This window comes from Demequina ureilytica, assembly GCF_048553575.1.
Taxonomy (GTDB): Bacteria; Actinomycetota; Actinomycetes; order Actinomycetales; family Demequinaceae; genus Demequina.
Genome location: NZ_JBLZIE010000001.1, coordinates 292,645 through 312,386, shown reverse-complemented (window position 1 = coordinate 312,386; position 19,742 = coordinate 292,645). Strand labels below are relative to the sequence as shown.

Below are 19,742 nucleotides of genomic sequence, written 5' to 3'. Positions count from 1 at the left end.
TCATCCGCACGGACGATGGACAGTTTCATTAATTTCAAATAGAACTGAAACTATGACCGACGACAAGGCCTCCCACGACCTCACCCCCGAGCGTCTGGCGTATGTCGAGCGCGTGGCGGACTACTGGCAGGCGGGCGGGCTCGGGCACGCCGCAGGTGCCATCCTCGGGTACCTGAGCGTGTGCGAACCTGCCGCGCAGACCCAAGCCGAGATCGCATCGGCCCTTGGGCTCTCCGCCGGCACCGTGTCCACGCAGCTGCGCAACCTCGCCGGCGTGGAGATGGTCGAGAAGGTGCGGCGCATGGGCGTGCGGACGCACTTCTACCAGTTGCCGCAGGACATGTGGGTGCGGCTCATCGGCTCCGAGGACCGCCGCATCGCGGGTCTGCGTGAGCTCGCGGACATGGGCGCCGACGTGATGCCCGCCACCCGCCACGACCGCATCGTGTCTCTCGACCAGATGGTGCGGTTCTTCGAGCACGAGTGGCCGCTGCTGTCGAAGCGGCTCGAGGAGTTCCTCAGGAAGGAAGAGTCATGACCGACACCCCCGCGATCGAGATCGATCGCCTCACCAAGAAGTTCGGGCAGTTCACCGCGGTGGACGACGTGAGCTTCGACATCCATCCCGGCGAGATCTTCGGCTTCCTGGGACCCAACGGCGCGGGCAAGTCCACCACCATCAGGGCGCTTCTCGACCTTATCCGGCCCACTTCCGGAGAATGCCGGGTCCTGGGCCTCGACAGCAGGCGCGACGCCGTGGAGATCCATCGTCGCATTGGGTTCCTGCCCTCCGACCTCGCGCTGTGGCCGGGACTCACGGGCCGCCAGACGGTCCAGTACCTGGGGGGACTCCGTGGGGGTGTGGACCGGACGCGCGTCGACGAGCTCGCGGAGCGCCTGGATGCGGATCTGTCCCGGAAAGTCGGCGAGTACTCGTCGGGCAACCGACAGAAGCTCGGGATCGTGCTCGCCTTCATGCACTCTCCCGAGGTGGTGATCCTCGACGAGCCCATCACGGGTCTCGACCCGCTGGTGCAACTCGAGTTCCACACGCTGCTGCGCGAGATGGCCGATGCGGGCGGCACCGTCCTGCTGTCGTCTCACACCATCAGCGAGGTCGAGCGGGTCGCGGACCGGGTGGGGTTCATTCGCCGTGGCCACCTGATCGCAGTGGAGCGGATGGATGAGCTCCAGGACAAGGCGCTCCGGCGCATCACTCTCGAGTTCGGCGACGCCGTGCCTCGGAATGCCTTCGAGGGTGTGGAGGGCGTACACGAGCTGACTGTCGACGGCCCCACGGTCACCGCGCAGTACGAGGGCTCGATGGCGCCGCTGCTGGCCGTCGCGACCGAGCACGACGTCCTCTCGGTCTCCTCCGCGAGCGTCGATCTCGACGAGATCTTCCTCGAGTTCTATCGTGACGAGGTCGAGGCCGCGGGCGATGACCCGGACGGTCGCCGTGACCCCGAGGACGGCAGGGCGGCGTGATGCTGCGCACCGTCTATCTGAAGAGCCTGCGCGACCGCTGGCTGAGCGCCGCCATCGCGGTCGCATCCCTGTTCGCGATCGCCTGGATGGGGATGTGGGCCTACGCCGGCATGGGGGACGACGTGATCGACTTCATCTCCCAGATGCCACCCGCCTACCTGTCCTTGCTGGGCATCACGGCTGATGCGGGCGCCGCCGGGCTCATGCTCGGCAACCTGTTCAACTTCCTGGGTCCGTTCGTGATCGCGGGGATAGGCGTGTCGATGGGTGCGGCGGCGATTGCCGGCGAGGAGTCGGCGGGCACCATGAACGTGCTGGGCACGATGCCCCGCAGTCGCAGCCGGCTGCTGCGTTCCAAGGCGCTCGCGGGGGCGACGATCGTGGTGGTCGCGGGCGTCGCCGCCTCGGCCTCGTACGCGGGTGCCGCCGCGCTCGCGGGGTCCGACATCGGCTCCATGGACCTGACCGCCGCGACGGTGCACCTGCTCGTCGTCTGCCTGTTCTTCGCGGCTCTTGCGCTCGCCGTGGGCGCGTGGACGGGCGGCCGTGCCCTCGCATCGGGCGTAGGTGTGGGGCTGATCGTGCTGTCCTTCCTGGTCTCGGGTTTGCTGCCGCTGTTCGAGGGCTTCGAGGAGTGGGCGAAGGCATCGCCCTGGTACTGGATTAGCGGTTCGCAGCCCATGGCGAACGGCGTGGACTGGCCGCCGCTGCTGGTGCTCGGCGCGTTGACTGCCGGGCTGGTCGCTGCGGCGTGGTGGGGAGTGAACCGCCGTGACCTCGGCTCCGGAACCGTGCGCGCCCCCCTGCTGGAGCGGCTGCGCGAGGACCCGCGCGTGGGGCGGATCGTCTCGATGCTGACCGGGAGCGGCTCGACCCGGGGGATCGCAGCCAAGGCGACGACCGACCTGCGCCCGCTCCTCCTTGTCGCAGGTGGGGCGCTGGTCTTCCAGACCCTGGTGCTGGGGCCCATGTTCTCGGCGATCAGCGGGGAGATCGGCGACGTGGTCGACGCGATGCCGGAGTCCATCCTCGCGATGGTGGGCTTTGCCGACTTCTCGACGCCCGAGGGTTGGTACTTCGGCGAGGCAATGAGCATCGTCGCACCGGTCGCCGTCGCCGTGGTCGCGATCAACGCCGGTGCCGCGCTCGCGGGCGAGGAGAAGCGCCGCACCGTCAGCATGCTGGCCACGATGCCGGTCTCTCGCACCGCGATCGCGGCGCGGAAGGCGGCGGCGATGGCGGTCGGATCGCTCCTCGTGGGCGCGGCGCTCTTCGCGGGGGTCGCGGGCGGCAACGCGATCGCGGGCCTGGGGATGGACGTCGGTCACATCGCGGCTGCGGGAGCGCTGCTCGCGGGGCTGGGGATGCTGCTCGGGTCTGTCGCCTTCGCGGCTGGCGCGGTCACGGGGCGCGCGAGCACTGCGATCGGGGCGGGCACGGCGGTGGCCGTGCTCGGGTGGGGCATCAACAGCTTCGTGCCCGTGAACCCCGACCTTGCGAACTGGGCGCGCGTCTCGCCCTTCTACTACTACGGAAACGGAAACCCGCTCGAGATCGGGATGACGTGGTGGTATCTCGCGGTGCTCGTGGGCGTGGCGGCCGTGCTCGTCCTAGGAGGACTCGCGGCCTACCGCCACCGCGACCTGCGGGGATAGCGAGGGCGGCCGATGCGGGGGCCGGCTGGGGTGCTCGAGCGTGGGGCCGCTTAGGCTTGGTGGATGATTCGGGACCGTTGGATGAGGCTGCCGCCGCTGGTGCGCGTGATCGTGCCCGGCGCACTGCTCCTCGGCCTCGGCGCGTGGGGATTCGTCGCGGTGCTCGACGAGGTGCTCGACAACGACATCATCGAGGCGGCGGACCAGCCGCTCATCGAGTGGCTCGTCGACAACCGTGTCGCGTGGTTGACGACGGTGATGACCGCGATCACCGAGACCTTCGGACCGGTGGTCTTGCCGATCCTGATCCTGATCGGCTGCACGTTCTGGGTCCGGCGCACGCGTGCGTGGCGGGACCCACTGCTGCTCGCGGGGTCGATGGTGATGGCCACCGCGACGTCCATGCTCGTGAAGGCGATCGTGGCACGGGCGCGGCCGGAGGAGGGGTTTCAAAGCGTCCCCGGTTACGAGACCTCGTACTCGTTCCCGTCAGGCCACACCAGCGGCGCGGCCACTCTGGTGCTCGTCACGGCGTACCTGCTGTGGCGGGGGCGTAGCAGCGTGCGCGCCGCGCTGTGGTGGACGTTCGGTTCCGCCCTGCTCATCGCTCTCGTCGGCGGCACCCGGCTCTACCTGGGCTATCACTTCTTGTCCGACGTGCTGGCAGGAGCGTGCGTAGGCGTCATGGTGCTGGGCCTCGTGGTTGCTGCTGATCGCTGGCTGGATCTGCGCCGGGCGCAACTCGGGCCGCGTGCCGAGCCCGCGTCCTACGACTAGGCGGCCCTACGACTAGGCGGCCCTACGACTAGGTGACGGTGAACGTGACCTCCATGCCCTGTGCGCGGTGCGCGCCCACGGAGCAGTACAGCGTGTAGGTGCCGGGTTCGAGATCCACCGTGAACGAGTCCGTCTCGCCCGGGTTGATGATGGCGGTCGCGCCCCTGGCGTCCTCCCCTTCGAGCACCAGGTCGTGCTGCATGTCGCCGTCGTTGAACATCTCGAACGTGTAGCGGCCGGCCTCGATGGGTGCCACGAGCTGGTAGCCGTACTCGAACGCGGACACGGCGACCAGGGCCGCCTGCTCCTCGGCGCCCCCGCCGGTGCCGCCGGTGGGCTCGGGCGTTGATGCGGGCGCACTGTTGCCAGTGCCGAGGTCGACGACGTCTCCGCCGCCAGAGGAGCCGCATGCGCTGAGAGCCACGGCTGCGATCGTCGCCACCGCTGCGGCGGCGGCCCTGCGGGTCAAGGTGAGGTGAGCCATGGTCCGATGCTAACCCGGCGCGTTTGGGCGTGTGCGGGCGGGGGACGAAGGGGAGGCGCTAACGTGTGCCGCATGAGGGCAACCGCGAGGGCGATTGGCGGCGTGGGCGCGATGATCGGCCTGGTGATGGTCGCATCGGTGCTGGTGCTGGGGGTGACGCTGCCCGGCTTCAGTGGCGAGGGTGGCTTCGCCGGCGACGTGCGCGCCGCGCTCGTCGGCGTGGCGATCATCGCGGTGTCGCTCACGATTGGCGCGATCGCGCGCCGCTCGGACCTGTGGGCGAACCACGTGTTCGTGCTGCTCGGGGTCCTGGGTGCGGCCGCCGCGGCGTGGTGGGCGGTCGCCGAGCTGCTCGGCTGAGGACGCCTCCCTCACCCCGCCCGCGCATCGGCCCCCCGCCTGCGCAACGGGCGCTGTGGGGAAGAGTGGCGGCGCTACAGGCCGGTGCGCTCGCCCAGCGCCCGGAGTGCGCCCGCGGCGTCGACCTCGCCGAAGATCCGCCGTTGCAGCAGTAGCCCTGGCATGACGCCCGCGAGCGCGATCGTCAGCGTCTCCGGGTCTTCGCTGGCGGGGATGTGGCCGGCCTCCTGCCAGCGAGTCACGAGCGCGCCCAGATCAGCGCGAATGCCGCCGTACACCTGCTGAAGCGCGTCACGAATCTCGGCATCCCGCTGCGACTCGGCCCACACGTCGAGGGTCAGCGCGGTCATGTCGGTGCCGTCCTGCTGGGCCCTCTCCAGCAGCGCGGCGAACATCATTCCCATCGCCTCCGTGGGGCGCACCACCTTGCCCGAAGCGGCGAGCGCGGTCAGCGGAGCGGCGGCGGGCAGGAACACCGCGCGGCCGGCGGCGACCACCAGCGCGGACTTGGACGGGAAGTAGCGATAGACGGTGCCCGCAGAGACGCCGGCCGCCGCGATCACGTCCGCCATCGACGCCGCGTGGAAGCCGTCGCGCGCGAAGCACTGCAGCGCGGCAGCGAGCACCTGCTCGCGGCGCTGCTCGTGGTGCTGAGGAGAGCGACGGGGCATGCGCCCACCTTAACGAATGAACGTTCGTTCTTGACAAGCCACGGGGCGCGCGCCACGATGGATCCGTAAAGCGAATGAACATTCGGTTTAGGCCTCCGGCACCGTCGGGGCCACGTGAACGACGCCGAGGAGGCACCCGTGAGGGCCATGATTCTCAAGGAGTTCCGCGAGCTGCGGCGGGACCGGCGCACCATGGCCATGCTGGTCGCGCTGCCCATCGTGCTGCTCATCGTCTTTGGGTACGCGGCCAACTTCACCGTCGACGAGATCCCCACCGCAGTGACGGGCGAGCGAGCCGATCAGGTCGAGCAGGCGCTGCCCGAGATCTTTGTCGTGGCCGCCAGCAACGATCCCGGCGCCGATCCGCGGGACCTGCTTCGCGACGACGTCGTCGACGTGGCCATCGACACCTCGACGCAGCCCCCGACCGCCTACCTCGACGGTTCGAGCCTGTTCGCCGCCCAGTCCGCAGGGGCCGCGCTGGCCCGCGCGGGTGGCGCCGTCCAGGTCGAAATCCTCTTCAACCCCGGGCTGGACACCTCGTGGGTCATGGTCCCCGCGCTGATAGGCCTGATCCTGACGTTCATCGGCACCATCATCACGTCGATAGGCCTGGTCAAGGAGCGCCAGAATGGCACGCTGGAGCAGCTCGCGGTGATGCCCCTGAGGCCCTGGGAGGTGATCCTGGGCAAGATTGCGCCGTACTTCATCCTTGCGGCGATCGACATGCTCATCGTCACGCTGGTGGGCGTGTGGCTGTTCGACGTCCCCCTCGCGGGCAATCCCTGGCTGTTCGCCGCAGGCGCTGGTCTGTACTTGTTCGTAGTGCTGGGGTTGGGCGTGCTGATCTCGACGGTGTCCCAGACGCAGGCGCAGGCCATCCAACTCGCGATCATGATGTTGCTCCCACAGATCCTGCTCTCCGGCTTCATCTTCCCGCTCGACGCGATGCCCACCGTGATCGCATGGATAGGCCGCTGCCTGCCGCTCACCTACTTCGTCGAGATGAGCCAGGGCATCTTCCTGCGCGGCGCGGGGCTCGCGTCACTGTGGCCGGTCTTCGCCGTGCTGGTGGGGATGGCAGTGCTGATCTTCACCGCGGCCGTGCTGCGGTTCCGCCGCGACTTGGCCCCCAGCCCGCATCGGAAGGTGCGGGCCTCATGACGGCCGATGCGAGGGCCTGGGGGCTCGACTCCGTCACCGTCCGCTACGGGCGCCATACGGCGCTCGATCAGGTGACGCTGCACGCGGTACCGGGAGAGGTGCGCGCCCTGGTCGGCGGCGACGGGGCCGGGAAGACCACGGCACTGCGAGCGCTGGCCGGCGCGCTGCGACCCGAGGAGGGCGAGGTGCGCGCACCGGGCCGGTCGCGCATCGGCTTCATGCCTACCGCCGCCGGGGTGTGGCGCGATCTGTCCGTCGACGAGAACATCGCGTTCGCCGCCGCGGCGCACGGCGTGCGCGGAGCGACGTTGCGCGAGCGTCGCGCTGAACTGCTCGAGCGCGCGGGACTCGCTGCTGCGACCGACCGGCTCGCGGGCGCCCTGTCGGGCGGCATGCGCCAGAAACTCGCGTTCTTCCTGGCAATGCTCCACCGCCCCGACCTGTTGATCCTCGACGAGCCGTCCACCGGCGTCGACCCCGTGAGCCGCGTCGACCTGTGGCGCATGATCTCCCAGGCCGCCGCAGACGGCGCAGCCGTGGTGATGGCGACCACGTACCTGGACGAGGCCGAGCGCGCCTCGCACGTGCTCGCGCTCGACACCGGACGGGTGCTCATCGAGGGCACGCCGGCGCAGGTGCTGGCCGCCGTGCCGGGCCACGTGACCACGCTCGAGACCCCTGAAGTGCCCGCGTACGCGTGGAGGCGAGGCGCGGCGTGGCGGCAGTGGTCACCCGAGGCCCCGGCGTCCGGCGATGCGCCCGCGGCGGATCTGGAGGATGCGATGGTGGCCGCGGCGTTCGCGAAGCAAGCGAGCGCGGAGGGGGAGGACTCTTCGCGTGGCGCACCCGCTGCCCCGGCGCCATCCGACGCCCGGCGACCCCGCGCCGTGCCATCGTCGGTGCCGGCCGGGCGGCTTGGTCAGCAGGTTGGCGCAGACGCCGCGCCGCTGATCCGCGCTACCGCCGTGACCCGGCGCTTCGGGGAGTTCACGGCCGTCGACGACGTGTCCCTCACGGTGCGGCCCGGCGAGATCGTGGGACTCCTGGGCGCGAACGGCGCCGGCAAGACCACGCTGATCCGCATGATCCTGGGGCTGCTGCCGGCCTCGGAGGGCGAGTTGGAGCTGTTCGGGCAGGTCCCGTCGCGGCACACCCGCGCGCGCCAGGGATACGTGCCGCAGGGTCTGGGGCTGTGGTCCGCGCTCACCGCACGCGAGAACCTCGACTTCGTGGATGCCGTGTTCGGGGCTGGCGCGACCGCGCTGCCGGAGGCGCTCGCGGCCTCGGGCAACCGCACCGTGGGCCAGATCGGGCTGGGCGGTCAGCGACAGCTCGCGTTCGCCGCCGCCCTCGGGCACGAGCCCGAACTGCTGGTGCTGGACGAGCCCACCTCAGGCGTGGACCCGTTGTCGCGCGCACGGCTGTGGGACGTGATCCACGAGCGCGCCGACCACGGCGTCGGGGTGCTTGTCACGACGCACTACATGCAGGAGGCGGAGCAGTGCGACCGGCTGGTGCTGATGTCGCGGGGGCGCAACGTCGCCGCCGGGTCGCGCGCCGACATCGTGGGCGACGTGCGCGCCCTCGAGGTCGAGGTTGAGCAGTGGCCGGCCGCCTTCCGTGCGCTTTCCGAGGCGGGGCTGTTGGTGTCGCTCGCGGGGACGCGGGTGCGGGTGATTGGGTCCTCGGCGGAGCGGGTCCGGGACTCCCTGGGCGCCGCCGGGCTCCGCGGCACCGTCAGCCAGGTCCCGGCGACGCTCGAGGAGTCGATGCTGGAGCGCGAGGCTGGCGTGCGGATCTGATACCAGCACCGCGCTCGCCTTGACGCATCGTCGGGGTGAGGCGGCGGGATACCGTGGACCGGTGAACGAGCCATACGAATCCCTGACCGACATCATCGCCATCCCCCGCATCGAGGGCCTCGCCCTGTCGCCCGACGGCACTCGCGCCGTGCTCACGGTCGCCACCCTGAGTTCAGACTCGACGGCGTTTGAGCGCGCCCTGTGGGAGGTGCCGGCGGACGGCTCGGGGGCGCCCGTGCGCCTGACGCGCTCGGCCAAGGGCGAGACGGGTGCGGCCTTCACGGCGGACGGAGACGTGCTGTTCACCTCCGCGCGCCCCGACGGCGACGAGGAGGACGCAGCCCAGCTGTGGCTGCTCCCGGCACGTGGGGGAGAGGCCCGATGCGTGACGCGCCTGGGCGGGGGTGCCGGGCTGGCAGCGGTGGCGGCGGACGCCCCGGTGGTGGTGGTGACCTCCGAGCTGATGGCCTCCGCGCAGAGCCTCGAGGACGACGCCCGCATTCGCGCGGACCGCACCAAGCGCAAGGTCAGCGCGATCCTGCATACCTCGTACCCGATGCGTCACTGGGATCACGACCTCGGACCCGCCGAGCCCCATCTGCTGGCCCTCGACCTCGGCGAGCTCCCAGCGGAGGCCGCCCGCGCATCGGCCGGCAGCCCCGGCGAGGCGCACGCTGGGGACGCGGATTCCGCCGCGTCCACCAAGCCCTACCCGGAGACGATGCCGCGGCCGCGCGACTTGACGCCGGCACCGGGACGTCAATCAGAGGCGCCCGAGGCGGCCGTGACGCCCGACGGCACGACGGTCATCGCGACGCAGTCCGTGCCCGAGGGACGCTCGAACCGCTACCGGCTGGTCGCGATCGAGGTCGCCACCGGCGCCACGACCGTGCTGGCGGACGAGCCGCGAGTGGATTTCTCGAGCCCCGCGGTGAGTCCCGATGGCGGGATGATCGCCTACGGGCGCGGCGCGAAGTCGACCCCGGCGGGCCCTGCGGACCAGGAGATCTGGGTCGCGAACCTGGACGGGTCCGGCGCCCGCCGCGTCGCCCCCGCATGGGACCGGTGGGCCACGTCGCTCGCGTTCTCCGCGAACGGTCGCGCGCTCGTGGTGACGGCCGACGACGATGGCCGCGCGCCGATCTTCCTGATCGATCTCGAGGACGACGAGGTGATCCGCCTCACCCAGGACGATTACGCGTACGCGAACGTCCAGGTCGACCGCAATGGCGGCGGGCTGGTCGCGCTGCGGTCGAACTGGCTCGAGCCGCCCCACCCGGTGCGGATCGACAGCGAGGGGGCCGTGACCGAGCTCGCGACGCCGGCACCGGCCGCCCCGGTCAATGCGGACATGACGCGCGTCGAGTCCACGGCCGAGGACGGCGCGCGTGTGCCCGGCTGGCTGCTGACGCCGCCTTCCGCGACGGCCGACACCCCCGCGCCGCTGCTGCTGTGGATCCACGGCGGCCCCTTGGGCTCGTGGAACGCGTGGTCGTGGCGGTGGATCCCGGCGCACGCCGTAGCTCAGGGCTACGCGGTGCTGCTCGCGGACCCCGCTCTCTCCACCGGCTACGGGCTCGACTACATCGCACGCGGCTGGAACAGCTGGGGCGACAAGCCCTTCACGGACCTGATGACCATCACCGATGCGGTGGAGGCGCGGCCCGAGATCGACCAGGATCGAACCGCCGCAATGGGCGGATCGTTCGGCGGATACATGGCCAACTGGGTCGCGGGTCACACCGGCCGCTTCGACGCGATCGTGACGCACGCGAGCCTGTGGGCGCTGGACCAGTTCGCACCCACCACTGACCACGCCGACTACTGGCAATCGATCTTCACACCCGAGGCCATGGTCGAGCACTCGCCGCACCAATACGTGGACGCGATCACCTCGCCCATGCTGGTGATCCACGGGGACAAGGACTACCGCGTGCCGATCGGCGAGGGGCTGCGGCTGTGGGCCGAGCTCGCCGAGCGCTTCGCGGAGCCCGACGGCACCATGGCGCACCGGTTCCTGTACTTCCCCGACGAGAACCACTGGATCCTGAAGCCCCAGCACGCGGTGGTCTGGTACGAGACGGTGTTCGCCTTCCTAGCTCAGCACGTGCTCGGCGAGGAGCCCGAGCTGCCGGAGGTGTTGGGCTAGCTCTCGTCGGGCTCCAGTGCGCCGTAGACGGTGGGCAGGAGCTCGGCCACGGTGGGGTGGATAGTGAGCCACGTGTGCAGCGCCGATGCGGGCCCGTCGAGGTGCATCAGCATCGACAGCGCGTGGATCACCTCGTCGCCATGGTGGCCCAGGACTGCGGCGCCCACGAGCCGGTCGCGGTCCGCGTCCACGACCAGCCGGATCGTGCCGGCCGTCACGCCGTCGAGGGCGGCGCGCGCGACGCCAGCCATGTCGTAGTTCGCGACTGCGACGTTGATGCCCTCCTCCCGAGCCTGCGCCAGCGTCATGCCGACGCGTCCGAGGGGCGGGTCGGTGAACATCGCGTAGGTGGGGATGCGGCCCGCCACGGACCGCTCCTCGCCCCCGAGGTGCTCGGCCAGGATCTCGTGATCCTGATAGCTGGTGTGGGTGAAGGCGCCGCGGCCGTTGACGTCCCCCAGCGCATAGATGCCGAGCACCGAGGTCTGGAAGTGCTCGTCGGTGGTGATGTAGCCGCGTCCGTCCGTGTCGACACCCACGGTGTCCAGCCCCAGGTCGTCGCTGTTGGGGATGCGCCCGGCTGCGACCAGCACCCGGTCCGCCTCCACGGTAGAACCGTCCGCAAGCGTCAGCACCGCACCCTCTCCGCGACGGTCCGCGCGGGTGATGTTCACGCCGGTGCGAATGTCGAGGCCCTCGTCGCGCAGGAAGGTGGCCGCGACATCGGCAATGTCCGGGTCCTCCCGCGGCATGATGTGCTCACCCGCCTGCAGCACGGTGACGTGTGAGCCGAACCGCGCCCAGATCTGGCCCAGCTCGAGACCGATGTAGCTGCCGCCGATCACGGCCAGCCGCGCGGGCAGGTCGGTGAGGTCCAGGATGGTGTGGTGGTCGAGAAAGTCGACCTCGTCCAGCCCGTCGATGGGCGGAGGCACGGAGCGTGCGCCCGGATTGAGGACGATGCGCGGCGCGGTGACCACCGTCAGCTCGTGCGCACCGTCACCGCCGAACTCGACCCGGAACAGATCGCCCTCGCGACCCGCGATGCGGGCCCTGGCGGTCACGTAGCTGATGGTCTCGTGGTCCTCGAAGTACCCGCCGCCGCTGTCGCGCCAGCCGTCGATCAGTTCGTCCTTGCGCGCGATCGCCTTGGACACGTCCACGGTGACCTCGCCCACGTGGACGCCGTGCGCGGCCGCGGTGCGGGCAACGTGCGCGGCATGGGCCGATGCGCGCAGCGCCTTGGTGGGCCGGCAGCCGTCATTGAGGCAGGTGCCGCCGAATGGCCCGTCTTGGAACACGGCGACGCGCTCCCCGCGACCGTCGAGCTTCGCGGCGAGCGATGGACCGGCCTGGCCGCCGCCGATGACGATGGTGTCGAACTCAGTGTGGTGAAGTGTCATACCTCATTGTGCGCCCTTTTGCGGCCGATGCGCAGGCCGGGTATCGCGTCACGAGCGACCAACCTCGGCTCGGTTCAGTCGTCCTTGCCGGACTCCAGTCCCGCCGAGATCGCGTCCATGACCGACGAGTCGGCCAGGGTCGTGACGTCTCCCACCGGCCGGTGCTCGGCGACGTCGCGCAGCAGGCGCCGCATGATCTTGCCAGAACGGGTCTTGGGTACCTCGGAGACCACAAGGATGGTGCGCGGCTTCGCGAGCGGGCCGATCTCCTTGGCGACCTGCTCGCGCAGCGCGACGGAGACGTCGTGGCCGGAGGCGTCGGCCCCCGCAGCATCGGACCGCACGACCACGAACGCCACCACGGCTTGGCCGGTGGTCTCGTCGCTCGCGCCCACCACGGCGGCCTCCGCGACCCACGGGTGCGACACGAGGGCGTGCTCGAGCTCGGTGGTGGACAGGCGGTGGCCGGAGATGTTCATGACGTCGTCCACGCGGCCCATGAGCCAGATGTCGCCGTCGGCGTCGCGCTTGGCGCCGTCGCCCGCGAAGTACAGGTGGCGCCAGCGGCTCCAGTAGGTGCGTTCGTAGCGGGCGCGGTCGTTCCACACGCCGCGAAGCATCGACGGCCACGGCTCGGTGAGGGCCAGGTAGCCGCCGTGACCGGGACCCACCTCGTCTCCGTGATCGTCGACCACGGCGGCCGCGACGCCGGGAATCGGCTTCTGCGCCGAGCCGGGCTTGGTGGCCGTGACGCCCGGCAGGGGCGAGATCATGATCGAGCCCGTCTCCGTCTGCCACCAGGTGTCGACCACTGGGCAGCGGTCGCCTCCGACGACGCGGCGGTACCACATCCAGGCCTCAGGGTTGATGGGTTCACCCACCGAGCCGAGCAGGCGTAGCGAGCTGAGGTCGAACTTCGCGGGGATCGCCTCGCCCCACTTCATGAACGTGCGGATCGCGGTGGGCGCGGTGTAGAAGATCGACACCTTGTACTTCTCGATGATCTCCCACCAGCGCCCCTGGTGCGGGGTGTTGGGGGTGCCCTCGTAGAGCACCTGGGTCGCGCCGTTGATCATGGGTCCGTAGACGATGTAGGAGTGGCCGGTGATCCAGCCCACGTCCGCCGAGCACCAGAACACGTCCGTCTCGGGCTTGAGGTCGAACACCACGCGGTGCGTGTACGAGACGCCGGTGAGGTAGCCGCCGGTCGTGTGGAACAGGCCCTTGGGGGTGCCGGTCGTGCCCGAGGTGTACAGGATGAACAGCGGGTGCTCGGCCTCGACCATCACGGGGACGTGGACCTCGGACGCCGGCTCGACGACGTCGTGCCACCACGTGTCGCGGCCCTCCACCCAGTGCGTGTCCTGGCCGGTGCGCTTGACCACGAGCACGTTCTCCACGGTCGCCGACGGCTCGGGGTGGTGGTCGCCCGCAGCGATCGCGGCGTCCACCAGGGGCTTGAGGGCGAGGTGCGCGCCGCGGCGGTTGCCGCCGTCCGCGGTGATGACCAGCTTCGCCTCGGCATCGTCGATGCGCTGGCGCAGCGACTCTGCGCTGAAGCCGCCGAACACGACGGAGTGGATGGCGCCGATGCGCGCGCAAGCCAGCATGGCGACCACGGCTTCCGGGATCTGGGGCAGGTAGATCGCGACCCGGTCCCCCTTGGTCAGGCCGAGGCTCTCCAGGCCGTTCGCGGCCTTGGACACCTCGCGCTGCATGTCGGCATAGGTCAGTGTGCGGGTGTCGCCCGGCTCCCCCTCGAAGTGAAAGGCGACGCGGTCGCCGCGCCCCTCGCGCACGTGGCGGTCGACGGCGTTGTCGCAGGCGTTGAGGGTGCCGTCGGCGAACCACCGCGCCACGGGAGCGTCCGACCAGTCGAGCACCTCGGTGAAAGGTTTCTCCCAATCCAGGCGTCGTGCCTGCTCAGCCCAGAACTCGGGGCCGTCGGCCTCCGCCTGCTTGTACAGCTCGGCGGTCGCGTTCGCCTGAGCGGCGAACTCGTCGCTGGGAGGGAAGGAGCGAGTCTCGGTGTGGAGGTTCTCGAGGGTGGGGGACTGTGTCCGGGCGTCATCGACCATGATCGCCAGCCTAGGAGGACTTTGGTCCTAGGCCAACCGTTTGTGTGTGCCCGCCGTTTGTGTGTGCCCGGTGTAGGGGGCCGGTGCTCGGACCGTGTCCCGTGCCTTTCGATCTGCCCAGACCTCTCTCGGTGACCGGCGTCTTAGAGTCCGGACGCCCACCCGGATCACGCTGAAAAGGAGCCGCATCGCCAGAGTTCTCGGCGGACACGGCCCCTTCCGAGCGTCAGCGAGATCAGCTGGCGAGCACCACTCGCTCGTTGGGCACGCAGTGAGTCATCACCAGGTCGTCGACCTCGCGCGGTCCGTTCTGGCCGAGGTTGCCCAGGCGGGCGAGTTCGGCGTCTGACAGGGTCTGGCTCTGCAGCGGAGGGAGGTCACGGATCTCTTCGAGCGAGATGCCGAGTCCGTCGCCGACGCGTGCACCCAGCTCGTCTTCGACGAGGTAGAAGTGCCAGAGCATCCGCTCCTGCACCTCACGGGACGCCTGCGAGATCAGCGTGATGAAGTTGTCCACGAGGTCGTCGCGCTCCCAGTCCTCCATCAGGCGGAAACGCTGGCCGGCCTGCGTGTAGTCGTCGGTACGGGCAATCCGCTTGCGCGTCAGGCGACCGACGATCTCGGGGCCCTGCTCGTCGTGCGTGGGGTAGGTGCCCTCGCGCAGCCCACCGGTGATGGAGGGCTCGTAGTTGACGTGCGGGTTTTCGCCGCCGCCATCCACCGCATAGGTCATCTGGCCGTCGCGCTGGTTGGTGCGAACCTTGGCGTTCTTGGCCTGGTTGACCGGTAGCTGGAGGTAGTTCGGGCCGACACGGTAGCGCTGGGTGTCGCTGTAGGAAAAGGTGCGTCCCACCAGCATCTTGTCGTCCGAGAAGTCGAGGCCGTCAACGAGAACTCCCGTGCCGAATGAGAGCTGCTCGTTCTCGGCGAAGTGGTTGGTGACGTTGCGGTTGAGCACCATCTTGCCCACGGTCTTCGGCGGGAAGTCGTTCTCGGGCCAGACCTTGGTGTCGTCGAGCGGGTCGAAGTCGAGCTCGGAGTGGTCGTCGTCGCTCATGAGTTGCACGCGCAGCTCCCACTCGGGGAACTCGCCGCTCTCAATGGACTCGTAGAGGTCCTTCGAGGCGTGGCCGAGGTCCTGGCCCTGCACCACAGCGGCGTCCGCGTCGGTGAGGCTCTTGACGCCGACGGACGGGATCCAGTGGTACTTGACCAGCTTCGTCTCGCCGGCCGCATTGACCCATTTGTAGGTGTTGACGCCGAAGCCCTGCATGGTGCGGTAGTTCGCGGGGATGCCCCGCGGGCTGAACAGGTTCATCAGCATGTGCATCGACTCCGGGGTCTGCGACATGAAGTCGAAGATGCGGCCCGGCTCCTGGCGGAATGTGACCGGGTCGGGCTTCAGTGAGTGGATGACGTCGGGAAACTTGATGGCGTCGCGGATGAAGAAGACGCCAATGTTGTTTCCGACGAGGTCCCAGTTGCCGTCTTCGGTGTAGAACTTCACGGCGAACCCGCGGGGATCGCGTGCGGCTTCAGAGGAGTCACGCCCGCCGATGACGGAAGAGAAGCGGATGGCGACGTCCGTACGCTTTCCCGGCTCATTGAACAGCTTCGCGCGAGTAAAGGCCGAGATGGGCTCGTCGCCCCACAGCCCGGTGGCCTCGAAGTAGCCGAAGGCGACCGCGCCGCGGGCGTGGACGACTCGCTCCGGGATGCGCTCGCGGTCGAAGTGGCTGATCTTTTCGAGGAACTGGTAGTTCTCCAGAGTTGCGGGACCACGGTGTCCGACGGTGCGGGAGTTCTGGTTGTCGTAGACCTGGTGGCCCTGCCGGTTGGTGAGGATCTCGCGGTCGTCGCCGTCGTCGGGTGAAAGAGATGAGACGTCGGTCATGGCTACTCCTCGCTCGTGGGTATCGGTGGGCGCATTACTGCTGCGTATGCGTTGCACCCCGCACTGGGTTCTTTCGAATATATCGAAACAACGCGAACTGTTGGCGGTGAACCAAAGCCCACTTCCCCCTCGCAGAAACGGATGTGGTGCAGCACCCGAACCGTGCTCCCGGCCTGAAAGTGACTCAGCCACGAGTGGCGGTGTTGGCCACGTTCGACCAAACCGCACGCGCATCGGCCGCCTGTCGTGTCACGATGGGCAGATGACTGAATCCGAGAACTTCAGCTACACGACCCGCAAGAACGGCGAGGTCGAGATCCTGCGCGGCGGATCGGTGTCCCGCCTGCTGCGCGGCGACGATGCCCGGGACTTCCTCGCGCAGGTCAAGGAGGGCGATGCCGAGGAGGTGATGGCGCGCTTTGTCGACTCGCAGTCGGAGACGGCGCAGACCTCGGGCACCGACACCCACCCCGCGATGGAGCGGCCTTTCGACGGCCCCGTGCCTCACGGCGACGGCGTGACGCGCGAGTACGACGGCGAGGAGCGCCCCTCGTCGTAGCCCGCCAGCCACCGCGGCGCGGGAGCGTCCGCACCCGCTCCTCGCGCGCATCGGCCGGTTGTCGTGTCACCATGAACCCATGACTGGATCAGAAGGATTCGACTACCGCACCCGCAGCAACGGCGAGGCGGTGATCTTCCACCACGGCAAGCTCGCGAAGATGATGCGGGACGAGGAAGCGAAGAAGTTCCTCGAGGACGTGAAGGCCGGGGACCCGCAAGAGGTCATGGGCACCTACGTCGGGAACGACGGTCAGGCGCAGAAGCCTGGCAGCGCGGGCAAGAGCGCCGGACCGGACTCCTTGCACGGCAATGGCGAGGCGCACTCCGCCAAGGACTTCCGCCGCAAGACCGGCTGAGCCACCTCTACTCCACCGTGCCTCTTACTCCACTGTGAAGGTGGCGGGCTCCGAGATCGCGACTGCAGCGGGCGCATCCACGACGTAGTGCTCGGGCACGTCCCGCGTCAGCACCTCGGCGAGCACGTCCTGAGGGACGTTGCACAGCAGTTCGGTCTGACCCTCGGGGGTCTCGGACTCGGTGCAGTGCTCCACAATTCTGGGATCGTCCTGCAGGACCGAGTATCCCGCCGTGTACTGCAGGTACGCGAGGCCCTCGAGACCCTCCTCGGCCAGGGCGCGGGCAGCGGCCGCCGGCTCCCCGAGGATGACGGGCGTCCACGCGTACACCTCGTACTCGCCGGGCGGCAGGTCGGAGTTCTCGGCCGCGAAGTCCTCGGCCTCCTGCTGACGTTCGGCGATCTGCTCCTCAGTGGCGTTCGACCACTCGAAGTCGTCCCAGATGGCGGACAGCTCGGCTGCCGTGTCGCACAGGGTCGCGCCGGAGAACTCGACCGAGTCCGAGGACGGCGCGGTGGTGTCGGCCGAGGTGACGAACAGGTCCGGCACGAACTCGGTTCCCCAGTCGGGGGTCACCACCACGCCATCGCGAGTGATGATGAGCTGCCCCTCCTGCGCGAGGAACGCGGTCAGATCATCGTCTTCGCTGGTGAAGGTCACCGTGGCCGATGCGCTCACCTCACCCTGGGTCACGCTGACCTCGGGGATCACGCCGTTCGCCGGGGTGGGCTCCGCCGACCACTCGGCGCCGCAGTCCGGGGGAGAGAAGAGGCCACTGGCCTGAGCCTCGACCTCGTCGATGTTGAACGTGACCGTCACGGTGTCGACGTCGGAGGCAGGCGGATCGGACTGCCCTGCGACCGGAGTCTCTTCGCCCGCCGTGAGGAACTGGACGCCATACCAGCCCACTGCTGCCGACAGTCCCGCGATCGCTATCGCGCCCACGGCCATGAGCCCCTTGTTCATCGGCTGGTCGTGCCCCCCTGGGCGCTTGCTGCCGCCCTGCTGAAAACTTGTGTTGAGGCTCAATGGTACGTCCCCCAAAGGGGGCGAAACGTAGGTCTTGAGGACGATTCTGCGCCGTCCCTGGTCAGGGACATGCCCCTGCGAAAAGTTCTTTGGAGAGCCCGGCGCGTCGGCCTCATTCGGCCGCCTTGAGGGGTGCTGTGGCCACTCCTGCGTTGGCCATTCCGGCCGAAGGCTGCCACTGCTGCCACGTCCAACCTGTGGCCACACCCATCAGTAGCGCGAGCGCCGCCACGGTGGTGTACGCGATCCGGACCATGATTCCCCTTCAGACACGTCGAGCCACCGTCCTGTCACAGTGTCAACGTGTGGGGGGTGTCCAAAGGTTGGGGTCACGGACCGAAGAAATTGTTCTCCGGTCTGAAAGCGAGTGCATCGAGCTCGAGGAACGCGCCGTCTGGGCTCGTCGCGATGGACGCCGGCTCTGCGATGAAGGCCCCGTCGAATGCACCAGGTTCCCCTGCACCGTCGCACCATTCCAGGCCGGAGACCGTCAACGGCCATGGGGCTGGTCCCTGATAGCGGTCGATGGAGACGGTGGTCCCGCCGACTGCGGTGGTGTCGATCCAGCCCACGATTCGATGGCCTTCGTAGAGCCAGCTCCCGCCGTCTTCCTCGTCGACCTCGACGTCTTCCGCGCGAGTGATCCATAGCCGCGGCGCTTGCGGCACCTCGACCTCGGCGCTCGTCCATCCGAAGGCGAAGCGCCACAGCGACGGAGTCAGGGTGTCGCGCTCGTCGATGTCGCGAACATCGCTCGTGGATTCGTTCCAGACTCCGGCAAGCACACCGTAGGACCCGTCTGCGTAGATGTCTCCGCAGGCGGGCACGGTGCCTGGTTCGTACGTCGGTGGCTCGGTGTAGTCCCAGGTGTCAGGCTGGTCCGACTCGTCGAGGAGCGTCACGGTGATCGGCGGCGACACGTGAGTGAGATCGAGGTCACGGCTGTAGTAGTCGCTCTCATACGGCACTCTCGCGGTGAGCGCCTCGTAATCGAACTCGACCCCTGGCAGGGCATTTGGCACGCACGTGAGTGGGGTCGCCCCGAAGTACATCTGCGAGTTCTCGCATTCGTAGCCGCCCTCCCGAAAAGCGGGGGCGTCGGCCACTGGAGGCAAGGTGTAACCCTGCATCTCCAGGCTATGGATGGCCGCGGACGGCTCATCCATGCGGATGCTCGTCACGAGTACCGTCTCGTACTCGCCGGGTTCCAGCGGTCCATAGGTGCCCCCGTGGTCGCAGCCCACGACGTATCCGCCCCATCGCCACAATTGCGAGTCGCTGTATCCGGGAGTCATCGTGATCAGAGGTGACTCTTGCATCATGGGGTCCCACCCGACCACCTCGCCGTCGCGGAGGAACAGCGCATGGGGTGCGTCGACGAACGCGCGCAGATCCTCCGCTCCGGAGTAGGTGAACGTCACGGTCGCGTTGGCGTCCTCGGGTCGAACGGTCATGCCGGCGGTGGTGGGATCCAGTTCGAGGGTCAGGGGCGTCTCGGACCCGAACGAGAAGTCCTCGTCCTCGGCCACCGATTGGGGCGCGGGCTGTCCGCACAGCTCCGATTCTTCGACCACTCCGAGGCCCACGTCCGACTCCGGAAACGGCACGGTGGCGTACTCGATGGTGCTGTCGATGGACAGGTCGACGGAGGCGCTGGGGCTCGGCTCGGGCGAGGCGCCGATGCCGGTGAAGCCCGCCCCAGCGGCACCGACCGCTCCGATCGCCACGGCCGCGACGCCTGCGGCGCCGCCGAACCGCAGTATTCGTGCCCGCCCAACGGCGCGGCGCAGTTCGCGCGGCGCGCGAGCGTCCGAGGAGCGCTGGGCCTGCGCCTGGGCCGCGTCCCTGATGCGCTCGCTGAACTCGTTCAC

At 69.1% G+C, this 19,742-nt stretch carries 18 protein-coding genes; 10 read left to right on the top strand and 8 right to left on the bottom strand.

Features of this window, described 5'->3' with window-relative positions:
- Nucleotides 1-52 precede the first annotated feature (52 nt).
- From ACNI3K_RS01320 to ACNI3K_RS01305, 4 genes are all read left to right on the top strand, one after another.
- Nucleotides 53-538, top strand: a complete 486-nt coding sequence (locus ACNI3K_RS01320) for a GbsR/MarR family transcriptional regulator (protein ID WP_419390057.1) — start codon at nucleotides 53-55, stop codon at nucleotides 536-538.
- On the top strand, nucleotides 535-1,488 hold the full coding sequence (locus ACNI3K_RS01315) for an ABC transporter ATP-binding protein (RefSeq protein ID WP_419390056.1): 954 nt from the start codon (nucleotides 535-537) through the stop codon (nucleotides 1,486-1,488). Before ACNI3K_RS01320 ends, ACNI3K_RS01315 begins: the two co-directional genes overlap by 4 nt.
- Nucleotides 1,488-3,143, top strand: a complete 1,656-nt coding sequence (locus tag ACNI3K_RS01310; protein ID WP_419391084.1) for an ABC transporter permease subunit — start codon at nucleotides 1,488-1,490, stop codon at nucleotides 3,141-3,143. Before ACNI3K_RS01315 ends, ACNI3K_RS01310 begins: the two co-directional genes overlap by 1 nt.
- Before the next feature lie 63 nt (nucleotides 3,144-3,206).
- Nucleotides 3,207-3,920: a phosphatase PAP2 family protein gene (locus tag ACNI3K_RS01305; protein ID WP_419390055.1), complete on the top strand. Its 714-nt coding sequence runs from the start codon at nucleotides 3,207-3,209 to the stop codon at nucleotides 3,918-3,920.
- A gap of 28 nt (nucleotides 3,921-3,948) precedes the next feature.
- Here ACNI3K_RS01305 and ACNI3K_RS01300 read toward each other — a convergent pair whose 3' ends face one another.
- A complete protein-coding gene (locus tag ACNI3K_RS01300) occupies nucleotides 3,949-4,404 on the bottom strand; it encodes a plastocyanin/azurin family copper-binding protein (RefSeq protein ID WP_419390054.1) in 456 nt (151 codons plus the stop codon).
- A gap of 72 nt (nucleotides 4,405-4,476) precedes the next feature.
- On the opposite strand from ACNI3K_RS01300, the gene ACNI3K_RS01295 reads away from it, so the two are divergent.
- Nucleotides 4,477-4,764, top strand: coding sequence for a hypothetical protein (locus ACNI3K_RS01295; protein WP_419390053.1), 288 nt, complete (start codon nucleotides 4,477-4,479; stop codon nucleotides 4,762-4,764).
- A 74-nt stretch (nucleotides 4,765-4,838) separates the two neighbouring features.
- On the opposite strand, the gene ACNI3K_RS01290 is transcribed toward ACNI3K_RS01295, so the two are convergent.
- Nucleotides 4,839-5,435: a TetR/AcrR family transcriptional regulator gene (locus ACNI3K_RS01290; protein ID WP_419390052.1), complete on the bottom strand. Its 597-nt coding sequence runs from the start codon at nucleotides 5,433-5,435 to the stop codon at nucleotides 4,839-4,841.
- 147 nt (nucleotides 5,436-5,582) lie between these two features.
- Here ACNI3K_RS01290 and ACNI3K_RS01285 point away from each other — a divergent pair, with 147 nt between their 5' ends.
- The 3 genes from ACNI3K_RS01285 to ACNI3K_RS01275 all read left to right on the top strand — a co-directional run bounded on the left by ACNI3K_RS01285 (nucleotide 5,583) and on the right by ACNI3K_RS01275 (nucleotide 10,550).
- Nucleotides 5,583-6,599 carry an ABC transporter permease gene (locus ACNI3K_RS01285; RefSeq protein ID WP_419391083.1) on the top strand — a complete coding sequence of 339 codons (1,017 nt, stop codon included), beginning with the start codon at nucleotides 5,583-5,585 and terminating at the stop codon, nucleotides 6,597-6,599.
- Nucleotides 6,596-8,401, top strand: a complete 1,806-nt coding sequence (locus tag ACNI3K_RS01280; RefSeq protein ID WP_419390051.1) for an ATP-binding cassette domain-containing protein — start codon at nucleotides 6,596-6,598, stop codon at nucleotides 8,399-8,401. Before ACNI3K_RS01285 ends, ACNI3K_RS01280 begins: the two co-directional genes overlap by 4 nt.
- 61 nt (nucleotides 8,402-8,462) lie before the next feature.
- A complete protein-coding gene (locus tag ACNI3K_RS01275) occupies nucleotides 8,463-10,550 on the top strand; it encodes a prolyl oligopeptidase family serine peptidase (protein ID WP_419390050.1) in 2,088 nt (695 codons plus the stop codon).
- Here ACNI3K_RS01275 and ACNI3K_RS01270 read toward each other — a convergent pair.
- The 3 genes from ACNI3K_RS01270 to ACNI3K_RS01260 form a co-directional block, all read right to left on the bottom strand.
- Nucleotides 10,547-11,953 (bottom strand): FAD-dependent oxidoreductase, encoded by a 1,407-nt coding sequence (locus ACNI3K_RS01270; protein ID WP_419390049.1) that lies wholly within the window; start codon nucleotides 11,951-11,953, stop codon nucleotides 10,547-10,549. The genes ACNI3K_RS01275 and ACNI3K_RS01270 overlap by 4 nt on opposite strands.
- Nucleotides 11,954-12,027: 74 nt before the next feature.
- The gene (gene acs, locus ACNI3K_RS01265; protein ID WP_419390048.1) at nucleotides 12,028-14,031 is read right to left on the bottom strand and encodes an acetate--CoA ligase; all 2,004 of its coding nucleotides are present in this window, start codon (nucleotides 14,029-14,031) and stop codon (nucleotides 12,028-12,030) included.
- A 235-nt stretch (nucleotides 14,032-14,266) separates the two neighbouring features.
- The gene (locus ACNI3K_RS01260) at nucleotides 14,267-15,925 is read right to left on the bottom strand and encodes a catalase (protein WP_419390047.1); all 1,659 of its coding nucleotides are present in this window, start codon (nucleotides 15,923-15,925) and stop codon (nucleotides 14,267-14,269) included.
- A gap of 262 nt (nucleotides 15,926-16,187) precedes the next feature.
- Between ACNI3K_RS01260 and ACNI3K_RS01255 the strand changes: the two genes are divergently transcribed.
- Nucleotides 16,188-16,484, top strand: coding sequence for a hypothetical protein (locus ACNI3K_RS01255; RefSeq protein ID WP_419390046.1), 297 nt, complete (start codon nucleotides 16,188-16,190; stop codon nucleotides 16,482-16,484).
- A 79-nt stretch (nucleotides 16,485-16,563) separates the two neighbouring features.
- Nucleotides 16,564-16,842, top strand: coding sequence for a hypothetical protein (locus tag ACNI3K_RS01250; protein WP_419390045.1), 279 nt, complete (start codon nucleotides 16,564-16,566; stop codon nucleotides 16,840-16,842).
- Nucleotides 16,843-16,866: 24 nt separating this feature from the next.
- Here ACNI3K_RS01250 and ACNI3K_RS01245 read toward each other — a convergent pair whose 3' ends face one another.
- The 3 genes from ACNI3K_RS01245 to ACNI3K_RS01235 form a co-directional block, all read right to left on the bottom strand.
- The gene (locus ACNI3K_RS01245) at nucleotides 16,867-17,808 is read right to left on the bottom strand and encodes a hypothetical protein (protein ID WP_419390044.1); all 942 of its coding nucleotides are present in this window, start codon (nucleotides 17,806-17,808) and stop codon (nucleotides 16,867-16,869) included.
- A gap of 175 nt (nucleotides 17,809-17,983) precedes the next feature.
- Nucleotides 17,984-18,127, bottom strand: a complete 144-nt coding sequence (locus ACNI3K_RS01240) for a hypothetical protein (protein ID WP_419390043.1) — start codon at nucleotides 18,125-18,127, stop codon at nucleotides 17,984-17,986.
- A gap of 73 nt (nucleotides 18,128-18,200) precedes the next feature.
- Entirely contained in the window at nucleotides 18,201-19,742 is a 1,542-nt protein-coding gene (locus ACNI3K_RS01235) for a hypothetical protein (RefSeq protein WP_419390042.1), read from the bottom strand.

Bases quoted from the DNA above. Each gene is read 5' to 3' on its own strand.
- ACNI3K_RS01320 (WP_419390057.1), top strand. From the start codon at position 53: ATGACCGACGACAAGGCCTCCCACGACCTCACCCCCGAGCGTCTGGCG.
- ACNI3K_RS01315 (WP_419390056.1), top strand. From the start codon at position 535: ATGACCGACACCCCCGCGATCGAGATCGATCGCCTCACCAAGAAGTTC.
- ACNI3K_RS01310 (WP_419391084.1), top strand. From the start codon at position 1,488: ATGCTGCGCACCGTCTATCTGAAGAGCCTGCGCGACCGCTGGCTGAGC.
- ACNI3K_RS01305 (WP_419390055.1), top strand. From the start codon at position 3,207: ATGATTCGGGACCGTTGGATGAGGCTGCCGCCGCTGGTGCGCGTGATC.
- ACNI3K_RS01300 (WP_419390054.1), bottom strand. From the start codon at position 4,404: ATGGCTCACCTCACCTTGACCCGCAGGGCCGCCGCCGCAGCGGTGGCG.
- ACNI3K_RS01295 (WP_419390053.1), top strand. From the start codon at position 4,477: ATGAGGGCAACCGCGAGGGCGATTGGCGGCGTGGGCGCGATGATCGGC.
- ACNI3K_RS01290 (WP_419390052.1), bottom strand. From the start codon at position 5,435: ATGCCCCGTCGCTCTCCTCAGCACCACGAGCAGCGCCGCGAGCAGGTG.
- ACNI3K_RS01285 (WP_419391083.1), top strand. From the start codon at position 5,583: ATGATTCTCAAGGAGTTCCGCGAGCTGCGGCGGGACCGGCGCACCATG.
- ACNI3K_RS01280 (WP_419390051.1), top strand. From the start codon at position 6,596: ATGACGGCCGATGCGAGGGCCTGGGGGCTCGACTCCGTCACCGTCCGC.
- ACNI3K_RS01270 (WP_419390049.1), bottom strand. From the start codon at position 11,953: ATGACACTTCACCACACTGAGTTCGACACCATCGTCATCGGCGGCGGC.
- acs (WP_419390048.1), bottom strand. From the start codon at position 14,031: ATGGTCGATGACGCCCGGACACAGTCCCCCACCCTCGAGAACCTCCAC.
- ACNI3K_RS01260 (WP_419390047.1), bottom strand. From the start codon at position 15,925: ATGACCGACGTCTCATCTCTTTCACCCGACGACGGCGACGACCGCGAG.
- ACNI3K_RS01255 (WP_419390046.1), top strand. From the start codon at position 16,188: ATGACTGAATCCGAGAACTTCAGCTACACGACCCGCAAGAACGGCGAG.
- ACNI3K_RS01250 (WP_419390045.1), top strand. From the start codon at position 16,564: ATGACTGGATCAGAAGGATTCGACTACCGCACCCGCAGCAACGGCGAG.
- ACNI3K_RS01245 (WP_419390044.1), bottom strand. From the start codon at position 17,808: ATGAACAAGGGGCTCATGGCCGTGGGCGCGATAGCGATCGCGGGACTG.
- ACNI3K_RS01240 (WP_419390043.1), bottom strand. From the start codon at position 18,127: ATGGTCCGGATCGCGTACACCACCGTGGCGGCGCTCGCGCTACTGATG.